This is a genomic window from Floridaenema aerugineum BLCC-F46 (assembly GCF_041929345.1).
Taxonomy (GTDB): Bacteria; Cyanobacteriota; Cyanobacteriia; order Cyanobacteriales; family Aerosakkonemataceae; genus Floridanema; species Floridanema aerugineum.
The window spans coordinates 1-26343 of record NZ_JBHFNQ010000186.1 but is presented as its reverse complement, the minus strand read 5'-3'; the positions used below and the strand labels follow the sequence as shown (position 1 = coordinate 26343).

18 protein-coding genes are annotated in these 26343 nt (G+C 39.0%); 10 read left to right on the top strand and 8 right to left on the bottom strand.

The genetic code is table 11. The features are described 5' to 3' along the window. The first annotated feature begins 31 nt into the window (after window positions 1–31). Entirely contained in the window at window positions 32–1504 is a 1473-nt protein-coding gene (gene glcD, locus ACE1CC_RS23990) for a glycolate oxidase subunit GlcD (protein ID WP_413272961.1), read from the top strand. Window positions 1505–1656: 152 nt separating this feature from the next. Here the strand turns inward: glcD and ACE1CC_RS23985 are convergent, their stop codons facing one another. The 3 genes from ACE1CC_RS23985 to ACE1CC_RS23975 are packed head-to-tail and all read right to left on the bottom strand — an operon-like array spanning window position 1657 to window position 2733. Next, on the bottom strand, window positions 1657–1965 hold the full coding sequence (locus tag ACE1CC_RS23985) for a hypothetical protein (protein ID WP_413272960.1): 309 nt from the start codon (window positions 1963–1965) through the stop codon (window positions 1657–1659). 16 nt (window positions 1966–1981) lie between these two features. After that, window positions 1982–2413 carry an aspartyl protease family protein gene (locus ACE1CC_RS23980; protein WP_413272959.1) on the bottom strand — a complete coding sequence of 144 codons (432 nt, stop codon included), beginning with the start codon at window positions 2411–2413 and terminating at the stop codon, window positions 1982–1984. A 35-nt stretch (window positions 2414–2448) separates the two neighbouring features. Next, window positions 2449–2733: a hypothetical protein gene (locus tag ACE1CC_RS23975; protein ID WP_413272958.1), complete on the bottom strand. Its 285-nt coding sequence runs from the start codon at window positions 2731–2733 to the stop codon at window positions 2449–2451. A 149-nt stretch (window positions 2734–2882) separates the two neighbouring features. Here ACE1CC_RS23975 and ACE1CC_RS23970 point away from each other — a divergent pair, with 149 nt between their 5' ends. Next, the gene (locus tag ACE1CC_RS23970; protein WP_413272957.1) at window positions 2883–6401 is read left to right on the top strand and encodes a WD40 domain-containing protein; all 3519 of its coding nucleotides are present in this window, start codon (window positions 2883–2885) and stop codon (window positions 6399–6401) included. A 112-nt stretch (window positions 6402–6513) separates the two neighbouring features. Here ACE1CC_RS23970 and ACE1CC_RS23965 read toward each other — a convergent pair whose 3' ends face one another. After that, the gene (locus ACE1CC_RS23965) at window positions 6514–9009 is read right to left on the bottom strand and encodes a VIT domain-containing protein (RefSeq protein WP_413272956.1); all 2496 of its coding nucleotides are present in this window, start codon (window positions 9007–9009) and stop codon (window positions 6514–6516) included. 136 nt (window positions 9010–9145) lie between these two features. Between ACE1CC_RS23965 and ACE1CC_RS23960 the strand changes: the two genes are divergently transcribed. Continuing rightward, entirely contained in the window at window positions 9146–9997 is an 852-nt protein-coding gene (locus ACE1CC_RS23960; protein ID WP_413272955.1) for an Rpn family recombination-promoting nuclease/putative transposase, read from the top strand. A gap of 137 nt (window positions 9998–10134) precedes the next feature. After that, window positions 10135–11010: an Rpn family recombination-promoting nuclease/putative transposase gene (locus ACE1CC_RS23955; protein ID WP_413272954.1), complete on the top strand. Its 876-nt coding sequence runs from the start codon at window positions 10135–10137 to the stop codon at window positions 11008–11010. Between the two features lie 57 nt (window positions 11011–11067). Here ACE1CC_RS23955 and ACE1CC_RS23950 read toward each other — a convergent pair whose 3' ends face one another. The 3 genes from ACE1CC_RS23950 to ACE1CC_RS23940 are packed head-to-tail and all read right to left on the bottom strand — an operon-like array spanning window position 11068 to window position 18176. Further along, entirely contained in the window at window positions 11068–13710 is a 2643-nt protein-coding gene (locus ACE1CC_RS23950) for a pPIWI_RE module domain-containing protein (RefSeq protein ID WP_413272953.1), read from the bottom strand. Window positions 13711–13731: 21 nt separating this feature from the next. Continuing rightward, a complete protein-coding gene (locus ACE1CC_RS23945) occupies window positions 13732–16923 on the bottom strand; it encodes a pPIWI_RE_Z domain-containing protein (RefSeq protein ID WP_413272952.1) in 3192 nt (1063 codons plus the stop codon). Then, the gene (locus tag ACE1CC_RS23940) at window positions 16920–18176 is read right to left on the bottom strand and encodes a restriction endonuclease-related protein (protein WP_459563906.1); all 1257 of its coding nucleotides are present in this window, start codon (window positions 18174–18176) and stop codon (window positions 16920–16922) included. Before ACE1CC_RS23940 ends, ACE1CC_RS23945 begins: the two co-directional genes overlap by 4 nt. Window positions 18177–18342: 166 nt before the next feature. Here ACE1CC_RS23940 and ACE1CC_RS23930 point away from each other — a divergent pair, with 166 nt between their 5' ends. Both ACE1CC_RS23930 and ACE1CC_RS23925 read left to right on the top strand, forming a co-directional pair. Beyond that, on the top strand, window positions 18343–19662 hold the full coding sequence (locus tag ACE1CC_RS23930) for an FAD-binding oxidoreductase (protein WP_413272950.1): 1320 nt from the start codon (window positions 18343–18345) through the stop codon (window positions 19660–19662). A 45-nt stretch (window positions 19663–19707) separates the two neighbouring features. Beyond that, complete coding sequence (locus ACE1CC_RS23925; protein WP_413272949.1) at window positions 19708–21054, top strand: (Fe-S)-binding protein; 1347 nt, start codon at window positions 19708–19710, stop codon at window positions 21052–21054. 279 nt (window positions 21055–21333) lie between these two features. Here the strand turns inward: ACE1CC_RS23925 and ACE1CC_RS23920 are convergent, their stop codons facing one another. Continuing rightward, window positions 21334–21624 carry a hypothetical protein gene (locus ACE1CC_RS23920; protein WP_413272948.1) on the bottom strand — a complete coding sequence of 97 codons (291 nt, stop codon included), beginning with the start codon at window positions 21622–21624 and terminating at the stop codon, window positions 21334–21336. 254 nt (window positions 21625–21878) lie between these two features. Between ACE1CC_RS23920 and ACE1CC_RS23915 the strand changes: the two genes are divergently transcribed. The 4 genes from ACE1CC_RS23915 to ACE1CC_RS23900 all read left to right on the top strand — a co-directional run bounded on the left by ACE1CC_RS23915 (window position 21879) and on the right by ACE1CC_RS23900 (window position 26176). Further along, window positions 21879–22946 carry a WG repeat-containing protein gene (locus tag ACE1CC_RS23915; protein WP_413272947.1) on the top strand — a complete coding sequence of 356 codons (1068 nt, stop codon included), beginning with the start codon at window positions 21879–21881 and terminating at the stop codon, window positions 22944–22946. 93 nt (window positions 22947–23039) lie between these two features. After that, entirely contained in the window at window positions 23040–23654 is a 615-nt protein-coding gene (locus ACE1CC_RS23910; RefSeq protein ID WP_413272946.1) for a WG repeat-containing protein, read from the top strand. A gap of 146 nt (window positions 23655–23800) precedes the next feature. Continuing rightward, window positions 23801–24748: a WG repeat-containing protein gene (locus ACE1CC_RS23905; protein ID WP_413272945.1), complete on the top strand. Its 948-nt coding sequence runs from the start codon at window positions 23801–23803 to the stop codon at window positions 24746–24748. Window positions 24749–24913: 165 nt separating this feature from the next. Next, window positions 24914–26176, top strand: coding sequence for a cation:proton antiporter (locus ACE1CC_RS23900; protein ID WP_413272944.1), 1263 nt, complete (start codon window positions 24914–24916; stop codon window positions 26174–26176). Window positions 26177–26343: the final 167 nt, after the last annotated feature.

Genomic DNA, 26343 nt, shown 5'->3' with positions numbered 1-26343 from the left:
ACCTAATCCATCCACCCCTACTTTAATCCAGATGATTACCCAAGAAAAATCCCAAATAAATTGGCAACCAATTATCAAACAATTTGCCGCCATTGTCGGCGAAAAAAACGTAGTGCAGCGTCGAGAAGAACTGCTAACTTATGAATGTGATGGACTTACCAGCTATCGCCAAAGACCAGCTATAGTAGTGTTACCACGCACCACCGAACAAGTAGCAGCATTAGTAAAAATATGCGATCAAAACCAAATTACTTGGGTAGCAAGAGGTGCAGGAACCGGACTTTCAGGCGGTGCATTACCGAGCGAAAATTGCGTCCTAATTGTTACCGCCTTAATGAATAAAATCTTAGAAATAGACTTAGAAAATCAGCGAGTTGTCGTGCAACCAGGAGTAATTAATAACTGGGTAACTCAAGCAGTTAGCGGCGCAGGATTTTATTACGCACCCGACCCTTCAAGCCAAATTATTTGCTCCATTGGTGGCAATGTTGCCGAAAATTCAGGAGGTGTTCATTGTTTAAAATATGGAGTCACAACCAATCATGTTTTAGGGTTAAAACTTGTCCTTCCCGACGGTTCAATTGTTGATACCGGAAGTTTAGTTCCAGAGATGCCTGGTTATGATTTAACAGGCTTATTTGTTGGTTCTGAAGGTACTCTTGGTATTGCCACAGAAATTACTTTAAGAATTCTCAAAACAGCCGAATCAATTTGTGTGCTTTTGGCAGATTTTACTAGTATAGAAGCCTGCGGTGCAACTGTCTCTGATATTATCAGCGCCGGAATTATTCCTGCTGGTATGGAAATCATGGATAACTTGAGCATTAATGCTGTAGAAGATGTAGTCGCTACTGGATGCTATCCTCGCGATGCTGCGGCTATTTTGTTAGTAGAAATCGATGGATTAGAAGTAGAAGTTGCTACTAATAAAAAACGCATCGCCGAAATTTGTCAAAAGAATGGCGCACGCAGCACTACCACCGCAAACGATCCAGAAACAAGATTAAAATTCTGGAAAGGACGTAAAGCAGCATTCGCCGCAGCAGGGCACATGAGTCCTGATTATTATGTGCAAGATGGCGTAATTCCCCGCACCCAATTGCCTTACATTCTCCGCGAAATTGAAGCATTAAGTGATAAATATGGCTATCGAATTGCTAATGTATTTCATGCTGGAGATGGCAACTTACATCCATTAGTTCTTTATGATAATTCAGTGCCGGGAGCATTAGAAAAAGTCGAAGAATTAGGCGGTGATATTCTCAAACTTTGCGTAAAAGTGGGAGGTAGTCTTTCCGGTGAACATGGCATTGGTGCAGATAAAAAATGCTATATGCCAGAAATGTTTACGGAAATAGATTTGGAAACTATGCAATGGGTGAGACAAGTTTTTAATCCCAAAGATTTAGCGAATCCTGGGAAAATTTTCCCCACGCCTCGCACTTGTGGAGAAGCAGCACGCGCTCAAGCTGAGAAAAAATTTGCCAAAGTTGATCGATTTTGAGAAAGACTGACTGAAAAGGCTATTGCTTTACTGGTAATCAAATAATCATTAATGAGGTGTGTGGGAATTTCCACATACCTCATTAATTGAATCGTATTTTCCCCAGGATTAAAGTCAGTAATTAACTCAAGTTGCTAGTTATAAAACTAATTTTAAGATTTAGGAACTATTTTTAGTTTAGCTGTAAACTTTACACCAAATTGCATCCCTAGTTCAAGCTCTGCTTCCCACTTTAAATTGCGCTTTTCACAAGCTTGCGAAAACTCCTCATAAACTTTATCAACAAGTTCACTTAAGTCTTCTATGACTTGTTCTCCATCTAATATAAAAGGAGCCAGAATAACTTCTTCCTCTACTGACTCTGTTGATTCTAATTGTTGTTCGCTTTTTTGAACAAAAACTACCTTTGGTTGCAAAGATACTATTTTTAGCTTTTTTTCTGGTTCAGAAGTTGCAGACATTGGGTAATCCTCAAATTTAAGAAGAGACAATAGGACGTTCGAGCTTCAGTAACTTTTCAGGGTAATTAATCTTTATGGAAAGCAACTGAAGTACATCGGCTCCCAATATACCAAAAATCTGATATTTGCTATACAAACCCGGTAAACTGCCGACTAACACATTTACATCAAGCAAGGGTATTGAACCTATTTCTAGGTTGACTTTTCCTGTGGAATATCTATAATCACCCGTTACACCAATTCCTTTTACAGATTGTTGAGATACTTCTATATCTAGAATTTCCTTTACCGCAGGGATTATTACTGTTCGCTGCGCTCCCGTATCCAGAAGTAAGCTAAACGTATGCGCTCTTTCCTCAACCTTTATGATGACAGGTATTACCCACAACTTAAGTTTGTCGAAAGTTTCATCTCCGACAAAGCTTTTCCTGACTAAAATTACACTCATCGTTATCTGGGTAGTATGTGGAATCTGAGTTTACCTCACTCAGCCTTGTCATCAATACTACCAGTGTAGAAGGTGTAAAGATCGCCTTTAAGGGATTTAATTTTGTCTACCATTAAATCGATCGAACTTCCCTGTATCAATACTTTTCCTTTTTCAGGGAAACCATAGTTATCTTTTTCGGTAATGTCTACCGTTACCCATTGCTTAGGGTACTTTTTTCCAATTTCCTCTATTTTTAGCTCTTGGGGTTTTTCAATAATTTTGACCATTTTGAAGAATATTTTGATTAAATAGTTTTTGTTAAGGGTTTGAGTTTGCACTTTTTAACCCATTTTTATAGTTTACCTATAAAGATGACTGAGTTTCCGATCGAGATGTGACTAACTTGCGACTAACTTGTGGCTGACTTCTGAATGACTTGCGATCTCAAAACATAGCTATGATATTAGTAGCGTTCCTATGAGAAGCTATGTCGAGATCGCTCAAAGTTGCCCCAGAGTATATCGAAACAGTTAAATTGGCTGTCAAGCGGAGTGGCTTTCCCAGTCAAAGTACTTTAGCTACCGACTTGGGAATGGCACGCGCTACTGTAACCAAGTTCCTCAATGGTCAACCTATTGACTATTTCAACTTTGTTGAAATTTGTGAAAAATTGGGGCTATATTGGCCAGATGTCGCGAAACTTGACAGGCCAACAATTTTGGTTGAGCCAGTAGCCTCCCACTCCCAGCCAGATTGGGGAGAAGCACCTGATGTTTCGGTCTTTTTTGGACGCAATGAGGAACTTACCAAGTTAACAAAATGGATTATCGATGATAGATGTCGGCTGATAGCACTTTTGGGGATGGGGGGAATCGGTAAAACTGCCCTATCAGTAAAACTGGCACAAGAGATTCAAGCCAAGTTTGAATTTGTCATCTGGCGAAGTCTTCGTAACGCGCCACCTGTACAAGAAATTCTAGCCGTGTTGATTCGATTCTTGTCCAAGCAGGAAGAAACTGATTTGCCGGAAAGAGTAGATAGTCAAATTTCGCAGCTAATCGAGTATTTACGCCAGCATCGGTGTTTGGTGGTATTGGATAACGCTGAGTCGATTTTGTTAGAGGGCGATCGTGTTGGTTACTATCGAGAAGGATATGAGGGTTATGGTGAGTTAATCAGAAGGCTAGGAGAATCATCCCATCAAAGTTGCTTAGTGCTGACAAGCCGGGAGAAGCCTAGAGAGTTAGCTGTATTAGAAGGCGCAACGCTACCAATTCGTTCATTACAGTTGAAGGGGTTGCAAGATAAAGAGGGTTTATCTATTTTAGAAGCTAAAGGCTTCTCTATATCTAGCTCATCTGAGCAATGGAAAGACCTGATAAATCGCTGTGGTGGTAATCCATTAGCACTAAAAATAGTTGCAAACACCATTCAAGAGTTATATGAGGGCGATCTTGACGCATTTTTAGCACAAGAATCAATTGCATTTGCTGGAATTAGCGTTTTATTAGACGAGCAGTTCAAGCGATTGTCTAATTTAGAACAAGGAATTATGTATTGGTTGGCTATTGAACGTGAGCCAGTTGATACACAGGAATTGCAAGACCAAATTATGCCGCCCGTTTTACGTTCCCAACTTATAACAGCACTAAAATCTTTAGTGCAGCGTTCTGTGATTGAAAGTGTTTCCTCCCGTTTCACGTTGCAACCTGTGGTCATGGAATATATGACTGACCAATTGGTAGAAAACGTTTGGCAACAGATTAAGATTGATAAAATTGAACTATTTAATAGCCATGCTTTAATTAAAGCAACTGCCAAAGACTATATCAGAGACATCCAAATTCGCCTCATACTTAAAGAAGTTGCTGATAGGCTGCTTGTAGAATATGGTGGAAAGTTATGGCTTGAAAAAGAACTAAAAAAAATATTAGATAAACTACGCAAAATTAATAATATTTCTGGCTATGCAGCCGGAAATATTATTAATTTGCTTTCTCAGATAAAAGCTGACTTAACTAACTATGACTTCTCTTCATTAAATGTTTATCAAGCTTATCTACAAGGAATTAATTTACATGGGGTAAATTTAGCTAATTCTGAACTTAAGAATTGCGTTTTTACCGAATGTTTAGGTAGTATTTCATCAGTCGTATTCCATCGGAAAGAAAAGCTTTTAGCTACGGCTGATGCGGATCATTATATCAGATTATGGCAAGTGCCAGATGGGAAACAAATAAGGACTTTTAGGGGACACACCAATTGGGTAAGGTCAGTTGACTTCAGCCCTGATGATCAAAACTTATACTTAGCTAGTGGCAGCGAAGACAAAACTGTGAAAGTGTGGAATGTTAATACTGGTCAATGTGTCAAAACTTTTATTGGTCATCAAGAGCGCGTCAGGTCAGTTAAATACCGTCTAGATGGGAAAATATTGGCTAGTGGAAGTGAAGATAAAACGGTGAGATTATGGGATATTAACACGGGTGAATGCCTGAAAACCTTAAAGGGACATACAGATTCTATCTGGTCAGTTGCCTTTAGTCCTGATGGTAAAACTTTAGTTAGTGGTAGTGATGACCAAACGATAAAGCTGTGGAATTTTCGGACAGGTGAATGCTTTAAAACCTTAGAGGAGCCAAGCAATTGGGTAAGGTCAGTTGCCTTCAGTCCTGATGGTAAGATATTGGCTAGTGGCAGTAACAACCAAAAAGTAAAGTTGTGGGATGTTGAAACTGGTAAATGTATTACAACTTTGGAAAAACATACCAGTCGAGTTTGGTCAGTTGCCTTCAGTCCTGATGGTAAAATATTGGCTAGTGGCAGTGATGACCAAACTGTAAATATATGGGATGTTTGCACATATAAATGCCTTCAAACATTGCACGGACATACAAGCCGGATCAGGTCAGTTGCATTCAGTCCTGACGGTAAGATATTGGCTAGTGGTAGTGAAGATCAAACATTAATGTTGTGGGATGTCAGCAAAGGAGAATGCCTCAGAACTTTGAAGGGTTATACAAGTCGAGTTTGGTCAGTTACCTTCAGTCCTGAAGCTAAAACCTTAATCAGTGGTGGTGACGATCGAACAGTTAAATTGTGGGATATTGACACGGGTAAATGCCTCAAAACTTTGCATGGTCATAGCAATTGGGTAAGGTCAGTTGCCTTTAGTCCTGACGGTAAAATTGTGGCTAGTGCTAGTGACGATCGAACAGTAAGATTATGGGATATTCGCAATGGTGAATGCCTCAAAATTATGCAGGGACATAGTAATTGGGTCTGGTCAGTTGCTTTCAGTCCTGATGGTAAAATTGTGGCTAGTGCTAGTGACGATCTAACAATAAGATTATGGGATATCTACACGGGTGAATGCTTGAAAATTATGCAGGGACATAGCAATTGGGTCTGGTCAGTTGCTTTCAGTCCTGATGGTCAAACCTTAGTAAGTGGTAGTGCTGATGAAACGGCAAAATTATGGGATGTTTACACAGGTGAATGTATTCAAACTTTTGAGGGGCATAAAAATCGAGTACGGTCAGTTGCCTTCAGTCCTAAAGGTAATAGTGTAGCCAGTGGCAGTGATGACGAAACAGTGAAGCTATGGGATGTTGGTACAGGTGAATGTATTAAAACTTTCAAGGGGCATAAAAGTCGAGTAAGGTCACTTAACTTTAGCCCTGACGGTCAAATTATAGCCAGTGGCAGCGAAGATAAAGTAGTAAAACTATGGGATATACCTAATGGTAAAGAAATTAAAGATTTGAAGGGACATAAACACTGGGTATTGTCAGTTGCTTTTAGTCGTAATGGTACACTGCTTGCTAGTGGCAGTGAAGATGAAACAATTAAGATATGGGATGTCAAAACGGGAGACTGCCTCAAAATCTTGAAAACACCTCGACCGTATGAAGGTATGAAGATTACAGGTGTTACAGGTTTAACTGATGCTCAAAAAGCAACATTGAAGGCATTAGGTGCGGTAGAAAAAGAAGAATCAGTTTAGGCTGATAAGCAAATAAGTCTTTTAACAGTGAGGTACAGACGGGATTTTATCAGTAAAGATCGTCAATTTTTAGTAGGGTGGGCAATGCCCACCTTTGAATTTGGGAAATTTCCTAACTGCGAATTCGCAAACGCAGACGAATGGTATTATTAATAGATGGTGGAGGTTGCCAAGTTAAAAGCGATCGCCTAATCCCATCAATCACTTTTTGCTCTTTCACCGTCGAAGCTTTATCATCCAAAATTATTCGCCTCACCCGTCCATTTTGTAGCGATAATTCTAAGACAATTTCGCCACTAATATTGTTAGGAATATTGACATTTGGCAACTTTTGTGTAATGGATGCGATCGCACTGGCATCCAATCCATCAGCACTAATCACCTCAATCCGCGAACTGTTTTGTGTAACATTGCCATCAAGTCCGCGAACTGGCGGAGGTGGTGGCGGAGGTGGTGGTGCAGAGAAAGTTGTCTCACCTCGCAAGCGAGTAGTAACACGATCATTTCCAGTGAATGCACTAGACTGACGACGAGGAGATGCAGCTAAAGGCAAGTTACTACTAGGAGAAACGCCTTCTTCTCGACCAAAAATTCCCTCGTAACTGACACCTTGGGGCAATTCTACCGGAACTTCTACCCGCTGACGAGTCCCATCGGGATTAACGCGCACTTCTTCGCTGACGGCGACAAAAGCGGTGTATTGCGACAACAAGCGATAACTTAAAGCAGTTTCCGTCACTGCATCCACACCAGATTTAGTTTCGCCGCCAAACATTTGATTCATCAAATCCTTAATTCTGGCGCGGGCCCACAGTTGTGCGATCGCCAAATTTCCCGTACTATTAAAATTAACTGGCAAGGTTTTTTCATAGCGTTTCCCACCAGCAGCAACCCCAACAATCCGCAAATTACCATTAACTTTATCTCGCTTTTTCCCAAACAAAACTAACGGTTGATTAGCAAACAAATCCGGTGCAGCTAACGGGTAAATAACAGCAGTTTCCCCGCTACCTTGCCAACTAACTTGAATATTTGTCAGTACTGGATTATTAATTTGACGGAAAAACTTTTCCGCAACTTCTTGAGTCGGTTCATCTTGCCGAATCACTTGAGAATTACCTCTTCCCACTTCTGCCAAGCGATTAATTAAAAACCGATTTACGGAACTACCAACGCCAAAACCATAAAGACGATTTCCCGGTTTTAAATTTCTTTGTACTTCGGCAATTACTTCATTTTCATTACCAATATAACCATCAGTTAAAAGTACAACACTTCGCAATCTTCCTGATGGCGCAGGGGGAAAATTCAGGACAGCGCGAATCCCGTTAAGTAATTCTGTACCGCCTCTGGCATCTAAAGCATCGATGTATGCCATTGCTTTACTACGATTTTCTGGAGTATTCGCTAATGGTGTAGGTGATAATTGTTGGGTGGTGTTAGCAAAATCGATAATTGTGAAAGTATCGTTAGGATTTAAACCATTAATAAAGCGGCGCATTAACTCTTTTGATTTTGCCAAAGGTTCCCCTGCTTGGGAACCAGAAGTATCCATTAAAAATACAACATCTTTAGGCACAATTTCGTTACTGCGATATTTTAAAGCGGGAATTAAATAAACTGCAAAGTGACCGCCTTTTTCATCAGATTGAGTTAAAACTGTTGCTTGAGTATTATTTCCAGCAATGCGATAACGCAAAATTAAGTCTTTGTTGGGAATGGTATCCTCATTAGCTAATTGTACTTTTACAACATTACTTTGCCGGGAAGTAGTGATTTTATGAGAAGTTGAATTAACCTCAGAAATTGGCACTCCCGCATCTATTTCCACCGTAACATTAATATCATGACCGGAACGAGTACCCGGGCGCAAAACGGGTGGAGTAATGCGGGAAGCGTCAGGAACTCTGTCAGTATCGATCCCCCCATCCCCTCTTACTAAGGGGGGCGACACTCTTCCATCCCCCCTTGGTAAGGGGGGCGAAGGGGGGATCTGATTACCGGGAATATATCTGGGTCCGACTACCATTGGAAACACAAATTCGTAGTTGCCGCCTGTAAATTTTAGACTATCGGTATAACGAATTGTGACATCAATTTTTTCTCCAGGTTTGATATTAGCAAGAGATTGGGTAAAGATATTATCTCTTTCTTGTTCTAATAATCCAGCAGTACGTCCTTCTCTGCGGGCGCGATCGTAAATTTCCTTTGCTTCTTCGCGTTTTTTAATGTTACCTTTGATAATGCGATCGCCAATCTTAATTTCCATATCATCCACCGCCGCTTCATCCGGTAATGGAAACACATAAATCGCTTCCAAAGGATCAGAAAAAGGATTTTCAAAAGTCTGAGTCACCTCAACTCGCGACAAATTACCGCTAACTTTTGCCTTCACTTCCGTATGTTTGAGAGGAAAAACTTGTGGTTTTCCGTCCTTAGATTGAACAAATAAACCACCAGTTGGTTGCTGTTGTTCGTTTTGCATTGTCGGAGAATCAGTTCTAGTCCTTTGCGCCAAAATTTGCGGCGATAATGGCAAAGATTGGACAACTGTGCCCACTGTACCAGAGAGAAGTAAAGTTGCGGGTAATAGAAAAATAAGTTTCATAACTCACACCTGCAATAATAATTTACAGAGATTAGCCTCTAAGATGACATTTTTGGCTCAAAAATTGCCGAAAAACACTATATCTAGTAGAGTCAATTCATGATTCTACATTGAAAAATTAACTATTCCTGAATCCATGCGTCGAGACTCAATATTTTACAAACTTTTCCAGCAATCACCAACTCTATTATTCGACTTATTGCCAACGCCTCCAGCAAACGCCAGCGAATACCGCTTCGACTCAGTAGCAGTCAAAGAACCAAAATTTGAGATTGATGGCGTGTTTCTGCCACCTGAAACGGAAAATACAAAAATCATCTACTTTTGCGAAGTCCAATTTCAGAAAGACGAACGGTTATATGAACGTTTATTCGCGGAAATATTTTTGTATTTCTACCGGAATCGAGAGCGTTATGATAATTGGCAAGCGGTATTGATTTATCCGAAACGCAGTATCGAACAAAGTGAAATTCATCCTTACCAAGCATTGCTAAACTCGGAACAAGTGCATCGAGTTTACTTGAATGAATTAGGTGAGATTCGACAGTTACCATTAGGAATAGCTTTAATGGTATTAACAATTGTCGAAGAAGAACAAGCACCAGAGGAAGCAAGGTATTTATTAGCACGCACTCAACAAGAAGTTAGCGAACCAGAGGCAAGTCGCGCCATAATAAATACGATCGCTACAATCATGGTTTACAAATTTACAAATTTAAGTCGTCGGGAGGTAGAAGCAATGCTAGGAATGCGATTAGAAGAAAGTAGAGTTTATCGGGAAGCTAAAGAAGAAGGACAACTTGAAGGAAGACAGCAGGAAGCTGTTAATTTAGTTCTCCGTCTTTTGTCACGCCGCTTTGGAGAGTTATCCCCAAAACTCAGAGAACGTATTTCTAATTTACCGTTATCTGTGTTGGAAGATTTAAGTGAGGCGTTGTTGGATTTTAATAGTTTGGATGATTTGTCAACTTGGTTAGAAGCACATTAGACATCTCCAAAAAACCTTGTAGAGACGTTATATATAACGTCTCTACAAGGTTTTTTGGATGATGCACCTTTAATTTCTGGAGATGTCTATTAGACTGCTGGCAAAGGTATATTGAGAAATTATCTATTACTGAATCCATGCGGCGAGACTCAATATTTTACAAACTTTTCCAGCAATCACCAACTCTATTATTCGACTTACTGGCAACTCCCCCAGCGAATGCCAGCGGGTATCGCTTTGACTCAGTAGCAGTCAAAGAACCAAAATTTGAGATTGATGGTGTATTTCTGCCACCTGAAACTGAGAATGCTGGAATCATCTACTTCTGTGAAGTGCAATTTCAAAAGGATGAACGATTATACGAACGTTTATTCGGGGAAGCATTTCTCTATTTTTACCGCAATCGAGAACGTTATTCTGATTGGCAAGCGGTATTGATTTATCCGAAACGCAGTATCGAACAAAGTGAAATTCATCCTTACCAAGCATTGCTAAACTCAGACCAAGTACATCGAGTTTATCTCAATGAACTCGGAGAGATTCGACAGTTACCATTAGGGATAGCTTTAATGGTGTTGACAATCTTAGAAGAAGAACGAGCACCAGAGGAAGCACGGTATTTACTGACACGCGCCGAACAAGAAGTTAGCGACCCAGAAAGAAGTCGCGCCATAATAAATACGATCGCCACAATCATAGTTTACAAGTTCACCAATTTAAGTCGCCGGGAGGTAGAAGCAATGCTAGGAATGCGATTGGAAGAAAGTAGAGTTTATCGTGAAGCTAAAGAAGAAGGACGACTTGAAGGAAGGCAAGAAGGACAACTTGAAGGAAGACAGCAGGAAGCTGCTAATTTAGTTCTCCGTCTTTTATCGCGCCGCTTTGGAGAGTTATCCCCAGAACTCAGAGAACGCATTTCTAACTTACCGCTATCTGTGCTGGAAGATTTAAGTGAGGCGTTGTTGGATTTTAGTAGTCTGGATGATTTGTCAGCTTGGTTAGAGGCACATTAGACTGCTGGTAAAAGTAGTAGAGTCAATTCATGAATTGACTCTACATTAATAAATTATCTATTCATCAGATTCGTCGTCATCGTCACTTAGCATGAGGACATAATCAGCCATTTGTTTAGCATAATGAAGAACTCTCGGCACTTCTAGGAAGTCTTCATATTGCAAAACTCCGTGTCGTGATTCATGGGCGATCGCAGCTAATTCTAACAAATTATTTTTGTCATTTTCTTGGCAATAACCAATGGTAATCTCCACAATAGAAGGATGTACCCAATGTTTTTCTGGTTTCTTGATCCTCGAATATTGATTATCCTTCATCATTGTCGCTGTTTTCTTTCCAATACTATAAAAGACTCTTTCATTGTCTGGATTTTGGAATAAACCAGTAATAAATCCAGAAACGTTTTCCCCGTCTATCCCAAACCATTCTGGGGTTTCATCACCTGAACGCAATCGAATAACGCGCAGTCCAGGAAATTGCTCAAAAACAGGATTTTCTAGTTCAGCAAACGATAATCCTTGATCAGAAATTTGTGGATCTTTCAGCCATGTCCATGCTTGACGGATGTTCTGAGCGTGACAATAAAGTATTGTCGGTTTTTCTCTTAACTCGTTTCTATTGAGAGTTTCCTGAATAAATGTTCTGATTGTGGCTTTACCTTTATTGTCATTTTTCAAACAACTTCCTTCCTTATTGATCCGCGTCAATGCTTTATCGTAGGGTATCCATTGTTCTATACCCCGAAAAATAGCCATTATTTCACCTGTCAAAGAACACATTTTTACCATGACAGGAATTAATTGTGGTGTTCCATCAGCGCTAGTTTTGGACTTCCGATTTATCAACCATAACCCCACTTCATTAATAGGAGTATTTTTGTCTACCTTGGGTAATGTGATTTGAGATGGAGTCATCCGTACCCCTAAAGAGCGCAATAAATCGATAAAGCTACTGATAGCTTTTTGGTGATAACTTTTTGGCTCTGGGGTAATAAATTCGCTGACAAATCCCAAATCTGCAAACCCTAGACGAATAGCACTTTTAGGATCGACAAAATCAGGTTTCCAAATTTCTTGACCATAAAGTTCAAACCAAATACCCACCTTTCCTGATAATTTAGATTGCTGCGTTTTCAGAATTTCAGCTATTTCACTCTTGCGTTTATTTATAGCTTCTTTTCGCTCGGTGATTTTTGGTTTATATGTCTGAAAATCTAGGCGTTGTGCCAAGACACCACCTTCCTCTAAGCAAATATTTACAGTTAAACCTTCAGGAAAAGTATGTTTTCCGGGTTCGGCTTTTTCTAGACCTAAGCAATACTGTATAGCTTTCAGACGATCGGGCAAATTTTTGTCTTTAATATACCAAAGCCAAATGGTTAAATTTTCCCCAATAGATTGACGAATTTTTTCTCGCAGTTGTTTTTGGAAGAGAGTATGTTCTTGCTTAATCTTTTCTAACCTTAATTGGAAAGCTTCATCAGTTTCTTCTTTTTTCTTGGGATATGGATCGTCAAAGCTGTCTGGCTTTTTCAATTTAACTGTCTGTGGCGAGCGGCGATTTCTAGGAGTCTTTTGACGTTGACACTCAATTGGCTCCCAATAATCCTTTAATACCGCAGTTATTTGTTTAAATAGTTCGTAACTATTGGTTGTCGGAAATCCTTTACCTACTTTATTTTCAGGTTCCATCCCATCTTTGTAAGTAAGACCAATGTTAGGTTTACCTTCTAAAAATTTCGCCGGATTAGCTAAGATTTCCTTTGGTTCAATCGAAAGGATATCTAAATCTTTCAGGAGATTAGCTAAGTTTTCATCCCAGTCAGCTTCATGTTGCTTCGATTTCATCCGGCAAGAAATGAAATATTCTGTCAAATTATCAGGATTTAATTCTTTTCCCCAATTCAGTTTCTCACGAATGTAGGCGTTACTTCCGTGATTATTTGACAATTTAGAATCCAGGGAACTGAGCCAACGTCTAATGCTTGGTGTAATATGAAATTGGGGATAAGGTTGACTGGGAACTTGTACAATCTTCAAGGTTAGAACTATGGAATAATAGTAAGTTTTTTTATCTATTGTCGGATGTAATGGAGGCCAAGAAATTAACTCTGCACTTTGTCCTGTCATAGAGCGATAAAACTGGAGTTTTGCCCCATCTACCTCAAACTTTAAACCTGGTTGACTTAGTTTTGCCGCTACAATGTGAGGTAATAAAACAAAATCATTACCGGACAAATTAGCAGTTCCATTGGGGTGAAAATCGAAATTATTTGTGTAGGATATAGTTTTCGTTTCCCAAATCAATTTCTGAGGATTTAGCAAATTCATTGCCGATTTTCGTTCCGCAGAAGTGATGCCAACTTTTCCCTTTTTGCCTGCTTCGTCTGGAAATTCTGTCTCTATCCAATAATCCAAAATTGCTGTCAACATTCTTTGTGATAATTGGTGAGGACTGTACAACCAAAACTCGTTTTCTTTTGGCGATACTTTACCAATTTGGATTAAACCTGGGGCTAGTCTTAACCCTTTATAAAGAGATTTGACTGGCAAGGATGCTCGATCGAGCTTATCCCGTTTAGCAGTAAGTCGGATGATGTGACTTTTTGCATCTTCGGGAAAATTCATGACGTAATATTGTTGAGAACGCAATTCAGATTTTAATTTGAAAGCGCATAAACGGATTGTTTGATATACCATGAAATTATTACCTGTGATGATTCAAATAGGGGGTAAACCAGAAAGTTTTTTAGTTTGAGCGATCGCACGATAAAAAGGAAGATAAAGAGATTGGACGATCGCGCGATCGCACTGGGGAATTTCCGAGTCATTTTCAAAATAAGGACGGAGTAAATTCACCATACCGACAAGCACGCTAGTAGCAGGAGTATCTTCTTTACCATCCTCATTCTTGGCACTATTGATGGCAAATTTGGCATCACACCAAAAAAGTTGGGCATTGGCATTTCCGCGAATTAAACGCCCGATCGCTTGCCAAAGAGAAACAATAATATCCCATTGCACTGCATTGCGATCGTCTTTATCTAAAGTCCTCAACCTAACTGATAGGTGCAACAAATTACACCATTTCCGATAAGCAGCTTCCCGAAAATTTTCACCTAACTTACTTAAACTCTCCCCAGTCACCGTTTTGTAATTATCAATCGCCCAACGGTTAATCCCGTGAATTGCATAAGATAAATCATCAGGAACAGGGTGAGGTAAAACCAAAAAATAAGCTGCATTAATTACTGCTATTCCGTTGCGATCGACAATATTGTGACCGCGTTCGATCGCTTTCAATGGCGCTATCAAAATTACTTCCTGTCTTGTAGCAAACTCCCACACCTGTCCCCGCTGCAACAACTTATATTGATCCGGTTCATCATCCCACTTATCAAAGTCTTCATCATCAGGAGATAAAGCAATAATCTGATCTTCCCAACTTAGATTTTTTAGGCATTTATAAACCCATTCCACTTGTTTATAACTGTTAACAACCAAGAGAATTTTTCTGCCTTGCAACTCCTTCAATTTATTAGTTAAATAATTTTCTTCTACTAATTTAGTAACAATCTTTTCTAAATTATCCCGCTTCTTATCTCCCGCACCCGACACAGACAAAGGATACTCATCTTTGTAAAATGGTAAAAACTCTGAAGTTATAACTATTTCCTGGTTATTTCTCGGTGCAAGCACTCCCGAAACAGGCACATCAACATGATAAGCAGGAGATTTTCCCGCCCAACTTGTTCCCGACATCAACAATAAATGAGGACTGGCAATATTATCTGCATTGAATAATTTGTCAAAATGCAGCAACAACCAACGCCCAACCCCCGTACAACGGAAAAACTGCAAACTGCCTAATGATTCAGAATAGGATTTATGATACTGAAAAGCCAACTGATTACCCATTGGCATTGCCGGAATCATCGGGTAAAAATCTGGCGGTGGTGCTTCAAACCACATTGAATCCGACATCTCTAAATTTAAAATACCTTGCACCTGCCGCCAGTTACTCGTCATAAAATAAAGTTTATTTTGCAACAAGCAGACTAACAAAGCAAACTCTAGCTTAACTGCTATTTCCTGAATTTTTTCTGCCGATAATTGAATCTTTGCTGTTTGCTGAACCCATTCCTGAATCGCTGCACCTTTTTTAGATTTGGATTTGTTAGCTAGGGCAAATAAAGGATTTTTATCGTTATCTAAATCTTGGATGTAAGGCTCGAATATACTTGACATTAATTCATCGCCTTGTTGAGATTGTTCGGAATTTTCCGAGTCTGTTGTCGTTAGTAATGTAGCCACCTCTCGCAATAATAACCAGTTAGTAAAAAAATGTTTATCATCTCGCCACTTAGCTAAATCATTTTCCTTAATCAAAAGATGATAAATTTTATCGGCAATTCCGTTAGCAATACGGCAAGCATCCCACCACTCAGAGACAAGCTCATTTTCAAGCAATCTTGACTTTTTAGACTTTAATTGAGCTTCAACATAATCATGCAGTTTATTCAACCACTCATCTCTAGTTGGTTTACACAATGTTTTATCAGGACTAAAAGCTTGATCCAGATAAGCTTGGTGTTGGTCAACTTCATCGACAATTACCAAATTACTGCGCCGACAAGCTAACTCAAAATACAGGATACTTTCGCGATTTATTGTCTTGGGAACTCGGCTATAAATCAAACTCCCAGGTGTAGCAATCCAGATAGAAGCATTAACTAAATCACGCTCTTTTTTATGAGAAGGACATACCCCATAAGCCGGACAAGTTTTTTCCTTTGGTGATGATTCTGATTCAAATTCTTGGTTGGTATATATAGGTTCTAATTTAAAACATGGTTGCTTACCAATTTCAAAAGCCGTTTCCATTTTAGGATTAACAAAAGGTGTCAATAGGCAAGTGTTACTCAGCCATTGAAAACCGGGATGATTTTGGTTAAAAGCTTGATTCGGGTTGGAATTATAAACAGCTTTGTGCAACCTATTTAAATGGCTAGCTTTGTTAGAATTACCCAAAATAGGAGCTACATCTTTGATCCCAAGTTCGTCAAACAGTTTAGTCAATTCAAAGATTTGCAGCACATCCGCCACCACCAGCGTAACGCGCATTTTCTTTCGCCAAGCCCAAACTGCCAAAACTTTCATTAAGTTGGATTTCCCAGATGACACAATTCCCGCTAAATGCAAGATTCTATTGATAGTTAAAGACTTAGCTTTAACCAATTCTTGATTCTCATTAAATAGGTGTAATTCGATGTTATGAAAACGCTTTATCCACTCCGGTTCCTTATTCTTCCTTTGTTCATCCATCCATTCGGCTGTTTCCCCAAGTTCCCGCCAAGTTACTGACAGCGGATTTCTAGACTCAACACCTGCTAAATTGTGACTTGGTGGATTTGGGAAATTAGCAATCTCCGGTAATATCTGAACTTCTTCTTTCTTTCCTTTCACCTCACATTTATATTTTCCAGCTTCAGCCCATTGGATTTTATTTCTTTCACTAAATCCTACGGGCTTGTTTAAGGTTTCCTGATAAATTCGGAATCGTTTTGTAGAGGCTACAGTGATATTAGTTCGCTCCTCGAAGTGGAAATCTTCTCTAATTTCATAACCCCGAATATCATCCTCAAATTCTCGATAATTTTGTAATGCTTCTGACCAGGAAAACTTACTATTATAGTATGGCAATAAATGACGGGCTACGCCTAACATTCGAGCCTGATTTTCTGTCCAATTTTGCAGCGAATAAGGATAACCAGTTAATATTACCCATAAACTATCAGCCGTAGTATCAGGAAGTAACGCTTTTAATAAGTAAAGTCCTAACTCAACTTCGCATAAATCTTTCTCCAAACCCTCTTCTTTCAACGGCTTACACCACTTAGTTGTATTTCTCATTTTTGGCTTCCTAATTTATTGATTACTTTCTTCATAAATTCACCTTCAAACATCACCTGAGACTTGTTCAAGGAAATTGAACAATAACTCCGAAACTCTTGCAGATACTCCTGTCCGTAACTCTTTATTTCATCAGGAAAAACAAAGAATGCTTGATGGTATGGCTGATGTTTGAGGCTGCGAATAGGCTGATTCACCTTTTTGGCTAAGTTGTAGGCTGATTCCCAAAACTTAACATCAACTGCCCAAATTGTTTGGTCAGGAAAAACTAAGTGTAAATCGTATTTATCGAGTTCGGGGTAGAGTTGTACTTGCAAATTTAACTCTTTTAATTTTTCCTCTAGCCTGAGTTCTGCTTTTCCCGGACGATGTATGAAATAGCGTAAATCTTTCTTGAGCCAGAAAACCTCTTCATCTTTGTCAGCCGGGAAAACTACCTTAGCTTTCTTTTGTTGCTCACAATGTTTATTTTCACACTTTAATTCATCCTTATCAGTCAAATACATTAGTCCGCCACAGTGTCCGCAGCAGTAAAATTTGCCATCTACTCGATAAGACTCTGGTGCTTCTTCATAGCTAATTCTGAGAATCTTTTGGACTTCCTTAAAATCTAATATTCTGTCAACAGATAGCTTTCCATTAGTTATTACCGGATTTTCAATCAAATAGCGCCTAAACCTGGTATATAAATCATGGTCTTCTGCGGATTTCAGCATTACCTCATTGATGACTTGGTTCTGAAACTTACCGCCTTCCTCAGAGTAATCTGCCGCTATTTCAATACAAAAATCACTCGGCTTTTGGTGTTCTATTAGTTGTTTATCGTGCCATTCTTCAGTAGGGAAATCAATGTTAAAACCCCAATTTTTTAAGGGAAGCTGTGCCCATCTGGAAAGAAAATCAGGGACTCCTTGTATCGGGTTCGGTATTTTTTCTATTAAACAAGTAAGTGCGATTTTGTCTACCCCTAATTGCAATTGTGGTGGATAAACTGCGGGATTTTTGAGGATTTGCGATTCGTATTGGCATAAGCCTTTGGCTATTTGTTGCAGCGTCTCCTCGCCAATGGGTTTTATCCAGGGAGGCGTTTCGGCTTCCCCGCTATCGGTGACTAATGAAGTCATGTCGTATCTTCTATGTCCTGTGGGTGTCCTGATTGCCTGAATTTTTCCCGCCGCCTCCCAACGCCTGAGAGTATCGACGCTAACTCCTAGCCGCTGGGATGCTTGTTTGGGACTAACAAACTCTGAAATTGGTTTTTCCTCAACTTCACTACTTTAATATATCAGCATTCCTAGATTTGCATAGGTTTTTTAGAAAAATTTAAGTAGAGACATGGTATGCAGCTTGGGGAGATGGTGAACGACAATTGGTAGAGTAATAAAATTAAAAGCTATTTCTCTTAAGGGGATTTGATACTTGATAACACAGACTGCGATCGCACAACAACTCACATCTATCCTTAGCCCAACCGCAATTTGTACCTGGGAAGAAATAGAAGCAACTCAACAAAATACCATCCAGAAAGTAACAGAAAATTCTCCTCCTAGTTGCGTTGTTTATCCAAATACGCAAGAAGAATTAGGCGAAATTATCGGCTGTGCTCATAAAAATCATTGGCGCGTCTTAGCTTGCGGAAATAGTAGCAAACTCACTTGGGGCGGGTTAACCAAAGATATTGATCTAATTATTAGCACCCAACGCTTAAATCGAATTGTGGAACACGCCGTTGGTGATTTAACCTTAACCGTAGAAGCGGGAACAAAATTCACTGATATTCAGGAACTTGTTGCTAAAGAAAGGCAATTTCTCGCTTTAGATCCAGCTTATCCCCAAACAGCAACTATTGGTGGAATTGTCGCTACAGCTGATGCTGGTTCTTTGCGTCAACGCTACGGCGGCGTGCGAGATATGCTACTCGGAATTTCTTTTGTCCGTTATGATGGCAAAATTGCTAAAGCTGGCGGTAGAGTAGTAAAAAATGTTGCCGGATACGATTTAATGAAGTTATTTACGGGTTCTTTTGGTACTTTAGGAATTATTAGCCAAGTCACTTTTCGACTTTACCCCATGTCGGAAGCTTCCCAAACTGTGGTGTTAGTTGGTGCAACAGATTCTCTTGCTGAAGCTAATAAAATTTTACTGGCTTCGGCTTTAACTCCGATCGCCATTGATCTATTATCCACCGAATTAGTAAATCGTTTAGAATTGGGTAAAGGAATCGGTTTAATTGCTCGATTCCAAAGTGTTAGCGAAAGTGTGAAAGAACAATCCAACCGACTTTTAGAAGTTGGGGAAAAGTTAGGTTTACAAGGTAGCGTTTTCTCGGATAATGATGAAACAAGTCTATGGCAACGATTACAAAGTTCTATGGGGGAAGTTGGCGCAGAATTGGCGATCGCCTGCAAAATAGGAGTATTACCTACCGCTGCTGTCAACACCCTGACTCAACTGGATAAACTTGCCCCTGAAAGTATTGGGTTAATTCATGCTAGTAGTGGGTTAGGATTAATAAAATTTGATAGCTCAAAGTTGCCATCCCAAACAATTTTACAAATGAGAAATTTCTGTCAATTAAACAATGGTTATCTTACCCTTTTAGAAGCACCTTTGGCTTGGAAAAAACAGTTGGATGTTTGGGGTTACAGTGGCAATGCTTTGGATGTAATGCGGAAAATTAAGCAGCAGTTTGATCCTGATAATATTTTTAGTCCTCATCGGTTTGTGGCAAGAATTTAGTTTTAATTGAACCGCGAAGACGCGAAGAGCGCGAAGGAAGAGAAGATGCAGATTTCTGAGAAAATAGTTACAAATAATGAGGATTTGCAGGGATTCGATCCGAAGAATCCACCTAATCCAAAGTTAATTGATACTTGTGTACATTGTGGTTTTTGTCTTTCCACTTGTCCGAGTTATCGGGTGATTGGTAAGGAGATGGATTCTCCGAGAGGGCGCATTTATTTAATGGATGCGATTAATGAGGGTGAGGCACCACTGGCTGAAGGAACGGTGCAGCATTTTGATAGTTGTTTGGGCTGTTTGGCTTGTGTTACTACTTGTCCTTCCGGGGTACAATATGACAAGTTAATTGCCGCAACTCGTCCCCAAATCGAAAGAAATTATTCGCGCAGTTTGCCAGATAATTTGTATAGGAAACTGATTTTTAATTTGTTTCCTTATCCCCAAAGGTTACGGGTTTTGTTAGCACCTTTGTTGCTGTATCAAAAGTTAGGATTTCCTAAGTTTTTTCGGGCTACTGGATTACTCAATAAAATATCTCCCCGCTTGGGGGCTATGGAGTCTCTTTTACCCGATGTAACTGTTAAGTCTTTTGTGAATACTTTACCGGAAGTTATCCCAGCAAAAGGGGAAAAAAGATATCGGGTAGGGGTGATTTTGGGTTGTGTACAACGGCTTTTCTTTTCTAAGGTAAATGAAGCAACTGTGAGAGTTTTAACTGCTAATGGTTGTGAGGTGGTAATTCCGAAATCTCAAGGTTGTTGTGCTGCTTTGCCAGAACACCAAGGACAAAAGGAACAAGCGCAAACTTTGGCGCGACAAATGATTGATAGTTTTGCAGAAACAGGCGTTGATTTTATGATTATTAACGCTGCTGGTTGTGGTCACACTTTGAAAGAATACGGTCATATTTTGGCTGATGATCCTAACTATCGAGAGCAGGCGAAAGCTTTTGCAGCTAAAGTGAAAGATGCTCAAGAATTTTTGGCAGAAGTGGGATTAATTGCGCCACTTTTACCAATAAGTGATAATGAATTAACGATGGTTTATCAAGATGCTTGTCACTTATTACATGGACAAAAAATTAGTCTTCAACCTCGTCAATTATTAAAGCAAATTCCCGGGGTGAAATTGCGCGAACCAATTGATGCTGCTTTATGTTGTGGTAGTGCAGGTATTTATAATATGCTGCAACCAGAAGTAGCGGAAGAATTGGGACAACAAAAAGTTACTAATTTGTTAAATACTGGGGCGCGGTTGATTGCTTCTGCTAACCCTGGTTGTAGTTTGCAAATTAATAAGCATTTGCAAATTCAAGGGAAGGAAATTCCGCTTATGCACCCGATGGAATTGTTAGATTATTCAATTCGAGGTGTGAAAATCGACGCATAAGTTGATAGATAGTAAACTTCTGGTAAAAGTTGTCCTTTTTAGGTTTTAAACCGCAGTTAAAATCAGCTTTTGCCAGAAGTTGAATTGGAAAAAATCCGAAGATACACTAACAAATACATCCAAAATCATCTGTGTTCATCTGTGGACATCTGTGGTTAAAATTAAACAAAAATACTTTGATAAAAAATCCAACTTTTCTACTGAGCAACGACACTAAATATGGATGATGGTGCGTTACGCTAAAGCTAACGCACCCTACAAATAGAAATTTTTCTATATTTACAAACAAGGTACAGTTACGTAAAATGTAGCTGGCCCTTCGGAAGTTACTCGGAGTTTACAATTTACACCCGTTCGATCGCTACACACCAGCGCAAATTCTCCGGCTGTTTGTAACTCGTTAAACCAAACTTCCGCTATGTATCCAGAAAAAGAGCGATCGCTAATCCTCCAAAAGCATTCTACCGCCCCTGTCGCCTCTGCAAATCTTCTCACGACTTCGTAAGTCAGAGTTTTTCTATCCTTTGTATCTAAAGTATTAAGCGATCGCCTTTTGACAAGCATTTTCATTGACATCGAGAAACTTTTACGGTATTAACATGAAAAGCAAGCGATCGAACATAGTAAAAACACTCACATTTGGAAAACTTCTTTCCTGATTCTCAACAAAGAGCATAGAGGGATTTATTCTTAAAAAAAGAATCATCCAGCCAAATCCATAGTAGACTTCAGCTAGGAAAATTTTTTGCTCAAGTTTCCAGTAAACTAAACCCATACAAATTTTATACCTTAAGCCGTTTTTCAGCAGTTTACTTCTTCTGACAATGAACAACAAAATTAACCAAGCAATTTTTCTTTTACTTTGTTTTACCTTTTTAGGTTTAATATCCTGTAACCCAAAAACGCAAACTGATGAATTAGCTACCACGGACAAGCAAGCACAAGCAGCTAGTTCTACTCCACAGACAAAGCCAACTCAGCCACCTCCCAGCCAACTTTTTCCCATTACTAAAAATGGTAAAGAAGGCTTTATCGATCGCACAGGAAAAGTTTTTATTCAACCTCAATATGATTTAGCTCTCGCTTTCTCCGAAGGTTTAGCACTAGTTAATACTAACTCTAAATGGGGTTATATTAACCCGATGGGAAAAATAGTAATTAAACCACAATTTGAGGAAGCCAGCATATTTTCTGAGGAATTAGCTGCTGTAAAAACTGGCTCCAAATGGGGTTATATTAACGAAACAGGAAAAATCGTCATCAAACCTCAATTTCTTGAAGTAGAAGACTTTTCCGAAGGATTAGCAGCTGTCAAAATTGGTAACAAATGGGGTTATATTAACCCCAAAGGTGAAGTAGTAATTAAGCCTAATTATGATGAAGTTAGCCCTTTTTCCGAAGGACTAGCAGCTGTCAAAATTGGCAATAAATGGGGTCATATCGAGCCAACTGGAAAAGTAGTAGTTAAAGTCATATTTGATGACAATAGTGTTTTTTCCGAAGGGTTAGCCTCAGTTAAAATAGGCAATAAATGGGCATTTATTGACCGAAGCGGAAAAGTAATAATTAAGCCTATATTTGATGAAACTAGCATCTTTTCCGAAGGGTTAGCCTCAGTTAAAATAGGTAATAAATGGGGGTTTACTAATAGAAAAGGCTTGGTAACAATTAAGCCCATATTTGATGAAGTTAATGTTTTTTCCGAAGGATTGGCAACAGTTAAAATAGGTAACAAGTGGGGATTTATTGACAAAACCGGGAAAATAGTCATTAAACCACAATTTGATGAAGCCGATGCTTTCACTGATGGGCTGGCAACAGTTGCAAGCAATGATGGTAAAGTTGGTTATATCGACAAAACAGGTAAATTTGTTTGGCAACCAACTAATTAATGATTCATTTACATTCAGTTGTGGTATAAACATAAAGAACAAAATGGCGACAAAAACTAAAGAAATCTGTTGCCAAAAGCAGTCACTATACCTATGAGAAAAATCAACAAAGCTATTCCCTTTTTTCTTTGCATAACTATTTTGGGTTTAGTATCCTGTCGCCCTGTAGAACAAACCCAAGCATCAACCCCCGTAACTCAGCAAAATCAAACAAATAATAAACTATTTCCTGTCAAAAGCAATGGCAAATATGGCTATATTGACCAAACAGGTAAAATAGTTATTACTGCTCAATTTGATGAAGCTTTTGATTTCTCCGAAGGCATGGCAAAAGTAAAACTTGGCGACAAGTTTGGTTATATTGATAGCACAGGAAAAACAGTTATTTCACCCCAATTTGAGGACGCTGATGATTTTTCTGAAGGGCTAGCAGGAGTCATGACTGATGGCAAAATGGGTTTTATTGATACTACAGGACAAATGATTATTTCACCTCAGTTTGATGATGCGGAAGACTTCTCCGAAGGCATGGCAGAAGTAAAAATTGGTGAAAAATGGGGTTATGTTAATAAAGCAGGAGAAATAGTCATTGCGCCACAGTTTGAAGACTCGCAAAATTTTTTACAAGGACTAGCAGCTGTCCAAGTTGGCTCTAAGTGGGGTTACATTGATAAAACCGGAAAATTTATTTGGAACCCTACAGAATGAGCAGTTACTTTTAATACTAAAAACTCACTAGAGGCGGGAATTTGTACCGCCTTTTTTAGTAAATTTAAGCACCTGAATATTGAGATATTGACAATCATCTGCGATCGGCTAAACTATACTCATAAAAGTAATTAGGTGTATTAAAAATGAAGCGTAATTTAAATAAAATCTTTTTATTAACTCTTCTAGCTGCGTGCTTCAGTGTAGTTAGCGATCGCTTCCCAACAGCACTAGCTTCAGATACTCATAATACAACCCACGAAGCTAAACCAAAACCAGCAGAAGTTCCCACTCATCAAAACAGCAATAATCAAAATAACAGCGCTTTAGTTCCCATCCAAGAAAATGAAAAATATGGTTATGCCGATCGCACTGGTAAAATAATCATTCCTCCTCAATTTGATGAAGCCAGAAAGTTTTCTGATGGTTTAGGCATGGTAAGAATTAAAAACAAATATGGCTATGTCGCAGAAACAGGTCAAATAGTTATTGGTTTAAAATTTGATGATGCTTTAGAATTTAACGAAGGATTAGCAGCAGTTAAAATTGGCAACAAGTGGGGTTACATCGACAAAACTGGAAAAGTAGTAATTCCTCCTCAATATGATGAAGCAAAACACTTTTCTGAAGGGTTGGGATTAGTAGGATTAGACGGGAAAACTGCTTCTCATGGTCACGCTGCTAACAGCCAGCAACCTACTAGAAAATATGGTTATATTGACCGGAACGGGAAAGTAGTTATTCCCATCAATTTAGCTCATGCTTTTACCTTTTCTGAGGGATTGGTACAAGTAATAATTGATGAAAACCCCGACATTCCAAATAGCGGCAAATACGGCTACATGGATAGAACAGGCAAAATTGTAATTACTCCACAGTTTGGCTGTGCCGATCCATTTTCTGAAGGTTTAGCCAGAGTATCTATTAATAATAAAAATGGTTACATAGATAAAACCGGAGAATTTGTCATCCCCCCACAGTTTGATGTTGCTGCGAGTTTTTCAGGAGGGTTGGCAGAAGTAAGACTCGGTGACAAATCGGGATATATTGATAAGACTGGTAAGTTTGTCGAAAACCCCCATCAACAAGAATAATTTAGGAAAAAGCGATCGCTGCTAGCTATACACGCACTTCCTCCATTTCATCCAATAGATAGAGATAGGGAAATATAACTAAAAAATATGCCCAAAGGTTATTTAGAGAGCCAAGCATAGCCTTGTAAAGTCAAAAAGCTGCTCTAAATTATATTTGCGATCGCTATGGTAGATATTTACATTCTTGACCTGCTAGTTATCGGTTTATTACTACTAATTGTTACCTTAGCCTCTGGTTGGATTGCCCGATTACCCCTATCTTTCGCTTTAATATACTTAATTGTTGGCATATTGTTGGGGCCTTACGGTACACATTTAATTCAATTGCGTCCTGATGCTAATTTTATGGAAAGATTGACCGAATTTGTGGTAATTGTTTCCCTCTTCAGTTGCGGATTAAAAATGAATCGACCGCTGAATCCTATGGCTTGGGGTTCCACAGTTCGGCTAATTGGTCTTTTGATGCCTATTTCTATTTTTGCGATCGCATTTGTCGGACATTTTCTCCTAAAAATGGACTGGGGCCCAGCAATTTTACTAGGCGCAATTCTAGCACCAACTGACCCAGTATTAGCTTCAGAAGTCCAAATTTCCCATCTAGAAGATAAAGAAGAACTACGTTTTGGTCTAACTTCAGAAGGCGGTTTAAACGATGCTTTAGCTTTTCCTTTCGTTTATTTTGGTATTTACTCTTTAAAAGATAGTAATTGGGATAACTGGTTTAAACAGTGGGTAGCAATTGATTTAATTTGGGCAATTGCTGCTGGTATTATTATGGGTATTCTAGTCCCAAAAGCAATAGTTTGGATTGACAAACGCCTACAAAAATTTCGTCCTGTTGATGTATTAATGGAAGATTTTGTAGCACTTGGCATCATTTTACTCACATATTCCTTAACAGAAATTGTCAATGGTTATGGATTTTTAGCCGTATTTGTTGCGGGAATTATTGCTCAACGTAGCTATCATAATCCAGAAAAACGCCTATCTCAATTAGAATTTACAGAACGAATCGAAAAACTAATGGAAGTAGGCACCATTTTATTACTTGGTTCCATCCTAAGATTACCTCAAATTGTACAATTTGCTGGGCAAGGATTATTAGTAGCAGCACTGTTAATTTTTCTGATTAGACCTGTAGGAGCTTGGCTTAGTACAATAGGAGGTGGTTATCCTCAAATCACCCGTTACTTATTTGGTTGGTTTGGGATTCGTGGCGTTGGTTCATTGTATTATTTATGCTATGCTTTTGGTGAAGGATTAAAAGATAATTTAGGGGAACAAATTGCCTGGATTACTTATATAACCATCGTAATTTCTGTAATTTTGCACGGTGTTAGTTCTACACCATTAATGAAGTTGTACGAACGAAGTTTGCAAAAGCGTCGTGATAAAATTGCCAGTGAAGCAGGTGTTGGCAAAGCCTGACATTTTAGGCTAAATAACGCAAGTTGCTAGTTATAATAATTGATATTAACATTAGTACGTTGTTGGGGGTTTGAGCGCATATCTAGAGTAGTTATAATATAGCGAAAACGCCACAAAAAAACAATTTATAATTAAATTTTTTTTTTTTTTAAAGCAGAGAAGCAAAG

What these genes read in the sequence shown, in the direction of transcription:
- glcD (WP_413272961.1), top strand. Translation starts at nt 32, where the DNA reads ATGATTACCCAAGAAAAATCCCAAATAAATTGGCAACCAATTATCAAA.
- ACE1CC_RS23985 (WP_413272960.1), bottom strand. Translation starts at nt 1,965, where the DNA reads ATGTCTGCAACTTCTGAACCAGAAAAAAAGCTAAAAATAGTATCTTTG.
- ACE1CC_RS23980 (WP_413272959.1), bottom strand. Translation starts at nt 2,413, where the DNA reads ATGAGTGTAATTTTAGTCAGGAAAAGCTTTGTCGGAGATGAAACTTTC.
- ACE1CC_RS23970 (WP_413272957.1), top strand. Translation starts at nt 2,883, where the DNA reads ATGTCGAGATCGCTCAAAGTTGCCCCAGAGTATATCGAAACAGTTAAA.
- ACE1CC_RS23965 (WP_413272956.1), bottom strand. Translation starts at nt 9,009, where the DNA reads ATGAAACTTATTTTTCTATTACCCGCAACTTTACTTCTCTCTGGTACA.
- ACE1CC_RS23960 (WP_413272955.1), top strand. Translation starts at nt 9,146, where the DNA reads ATGCGTCGAGACTCAATATTTTACAAACTTTTCCAGCAATCACCAACT.
- ACE1CC_RS23955 (WP_413272954.1), top strand. Translation starts at nt 10,135, where the DNA reads ATGCGGCGAGACTCAATATTTTACAAACTTTTCCAGCAATCACCAACT.
- ACE1CC_RS23950 (WP_413272953.1), bottom strand. Translation starts at nt 13,710, where the DNA reads ATGGTATATCAAACAATCCGTTTATGCGCTTTCAAATTAAAATCTGAA.
- ACE1CC_RS23945 (WP_413272952.1), bottom strand. Translation starts at nt 16,923, where the DNA reads ATGAGAAATACAACTAAGTGGTGTAAGCCGTTGAAAGAAGAGGGTTTG.
- ACE1CC_RS23925 (WP_413272949.1), top strand. Translation starts at nt 19,708, where the DNA reads ATGCAGATTTCTGAGAAAATAGTTACAAATAATGAGGATTTGCAGGGA.
- ACE1CC_RS23920 (WP_413272948.1), bottom strand. Translation starts at nt 21,624, where the DNA reads ATGAAAATGCTTGTCAAAAGGCGATCGCTTAATACTTTAGATACAAAG.
- ACE1CC_RS23915 (WP_413272947.1), top strand. Translation starts at nt 21,879, where the DNA reads ATGAACAACAAAATTAACCAAGCAATTTTTCTTTTACTTTGTTTTACC.
- ACE1CC_RS23910 (WP_413272946.1), top strand. Translation starts at nt 23,040, where the DNA reads ATGAGAAAAATCAACAAAGCTATTCCCTTTTTTCTTTGCATAACTATT.
- ACE1CC_RS23905 (WP_413272945.1), top strand. Translation starts at nt 23,801, where the DNA reads ATGAAGCGTAATTTAAATAAAATCTTTTTATTAACTCTTCTAGCTGCG.
- ACE1CC_RS23900 (WP_413272944.1), top strand. Translation starts at nt 24,914, where the DNA reads ATGGTAGATATTTACATTCTTGACCTGCTAGTTATCGGTTTATTACTA.